This window comes from Kineococcus gurbantunggutensis (genome assembly GCF_050871925.1).
GTDB lineage: Bacteria > Actinomycetota > Actinomycetes > Actinomycetales > Kineococcaceae > Kineococcus.
Map to the genome: position 1 here is coordinate 1 of NZ_JBJLSG010000336.1, position 1,014 is coordinate 1,014.

At 79.6% G+C, this 1,014-nt stretch carries 1 protein-coding gene; it reads left to right on the plus strand.

Annotated elements, in window-relative coordinates; genetic code table 11:
* The first annotated feature begins 173 nt into the window (after positions 1-173).
* The gene (locus ACRYR7_RS25550; protein ID WP_432575198.1) at positions 174-959 is read left to right on the plus strand and encodes a YceI family protein; all 786 of its coding nucleotides are present in this window, start codon (positions 174-176) and stop codon (positions 957-959) included.
* Positions 960-1,014 lie beyond the last annotated feature (55 nt).

Genomic DNA, 1,014 nt, shown 5'->3' on the forward strand with positions numbered 1-1,014 from the left:
GGCGGGTGCGCCGCGGGCGGTGCTGCACGACGTGCGCTACGTGCGCTACGCCGGGGGGGGGGGGCCCCGGGGCCCCGCGGGGGGGGGGGGGGGTGGCGCCGCCGTCCGCCCCCCCCCCCCCCGGGCGGGGCCCCCCCCGCCGCCCCCCCCCCCGCCCCCGGGGCGAGGGGCGGGTGCTGACCCGCGAGGGCTGGCCCGTCGCCGGCGCCTCCGTGACGCTGCTGGGCGCCGACGGCGCCCAGGTGGCGCGCGCGGTCACCGGCGGCGACGGCACCTTCGCGCTGCCCGCCGTGCCCCCGGGCCCGGCCACCATGCTGGTGGCCGCCCCGGCGCACGAGCCCCGGGCCTCCAGCGTCGTCGTGCCCGCCACCGGCACCTGGCGCGCCGGGGAGGTGCGCCTGCGCCGCCAGGGCGGCGACGACGTCCCGCCGCCGGGCGTGTGGGTGATCGACACCGCCCACTCCTCGATCACCGCCACCGCCCACCACCTGGGCCTGTCCGCGGTGCACGGGCGCTTCACCCGCTTCACCGGTGTGATCACCGTCCCCGACGGCGACGTCACCGCCTCGAGCGTGGAGGTGGAGATCGACGCCTCCTCCATCGACACCGGCAACGCCCAGCGCGACGAGCACCTGCGCGCCGCCGACTTCCTGCACGTGGCCGTCCACCCCGCGCTGCGCTTCCGCGCCACCGGGGTGCGCCGCGCGGGCGGGCGCTGGGTGCTGCGCGGTGAGCTGACGCTGCTGGAGACCACCCGTCCGGTGGAGCTGGAGCTGGCCTACACCGGTTCCGGGCCGGACCCGTGGGGCGGCACCCGGGCGGCGTTCACCGCCACCTGTGAGCTGCACCGCGACGACTTCCGGATGAACTGGAACCAGGCGGTGGGCATCGGAGTGGCCGTCTTCGGCACCACGCTGAAGGTCGCGATCGACGTGCAGGCCGTCCGCCAGGGCGGCTGAGCACCGCCCCGGCCCCGGCACGACGGAGGGCCCCACCCCTGCCCGGGGTGGGGCC